We start from the raw sequence: 1,136 nt of genomic DNA, 5'->3' as shown, positions 1-1,136 counted from the left end.
GAACCAGCGATATCTAGGGTAATGCAGCTATCCAGAATGATTTGATTTGCTTCTAGCAGGTCATCTTTCTTCCCGGTATCAAGCCACCAACCGTCGATCGTCCGCGCTTCTACAGACTTGCCACTGACGATTAATTGCTGAATAGCATCGGTGATTTCTAGCTCTCCTCGAGCAGATGGCCTAATTTGGGCGATCGCCTCATGAATTTGCGCCGAGAAGAAATAAATTCCTACTAGGGCTAAGTCTGAGGGGGGCACTTTGGGCTTCTCTACCAAGCGCACAACTTTCCCATTGGCATCCACTTCCGCTACCCCAAAAGCTGTGGGATTAGGCACTGACTTGAGCAAGATTAATCCATCCAACTGCGCTGATTTGAACCCTTCCAGAAATAAACTCAACTCACTTTGCACCAAGTTATCGCCTAGATACATCACAAAGGATGAATCTCCTAGAAAGGGTTGAGCCACCTTGACCGCATGGGCTAGTCCTAAAGGTTTGTCTTGCAAGATATAGGTGATAGTTGCACCAAAGCGATCGCCCGTGCCCGTCTTCTCCTGTACCTCACCACCCGTTTCTGGACTAATGATAATGCCAATATCTGTAATCCCCGCAGCTACAATGCCTTCGATGCCATACCAAAGAATTGGTTTATTGGCAACTGGCACCAGTTGTTTTGCACCAGTGTGAGTCAGAGGACGAAGGCGCGTGCCTTTACCACCAGAGAGAATAATTGCCTTCATAGAATAGAGCGTTTGGGAGAGGTGATCACCCATACTCTACCGTCTGACTGCCTGTTTTGATAGGGCAAATCTGGTGGAAAAATGATTGGCTAGGCAAAAGCTATTGGACATCCAGCAAGGGTACCTCAGGGCTTAAAATTTTGGCAGGTCTATCGCCTGCTTATCATGAATATCAACACTGTTGCAACTCAACCCTTTAGCGATCAGAAACCAGGTACATCGGGGCTGCGCAAGCGAGTTTCGGTGTTTCAGCAACGTCATTACCTAGAGAATTTTGTCCAGTCAGTATTTGACAGTTTGGAGAACTACCAAGGTACTACCCTCGTAGTTGGTGGGGATGGGCGTTTTTACAATCGCACTGCCATTCAAACCATCCTAAAGATGGCTGCTGCCAAC

Annotated in this window: 2 protein-coding genes; one reads left to right on the top strand and one right to left on the bottom strand. The window is 47.5% G+C overall.

Features of this window, described 5'->3' with window-relative positions; all coding sequences use genetic code 11:
• A partial coding sequence (locus NZ772_19330) for a glucose-1-phosphate thymidylyltransferase (GenBank protein MCS6815710.1) occupies positions 1 to 740 on the bottom strand: 740 nt, incomplete at its 3' end.
• 165 nt (positions 741 to 905) lie between these two features.
• On the opposite strand from NZ772_19330, the gene NZ772_19325 reads away from it, so the two are divergent.
• Positions 906 to 1,136, top strand: a 231-nt coding sequence (locus NZ772_19325) for an alpha-D-glucose phosphate-specific phosphoglucomutase (GenBank protein MCS6815709.1), incomplete at its 3' end; no start/stop codon positions are given.

Source organism: Cyanobacteriota bacterium (assembly GCA_025054735.1).
GTDB lineage: Bacteria > Cyanobacteriota > Cyanobacteriia > SKYG9 > SKYG9 > SKYG9.
This window is presented reverse-complemented; position numbering and strand designations above follow the sequence as displayed.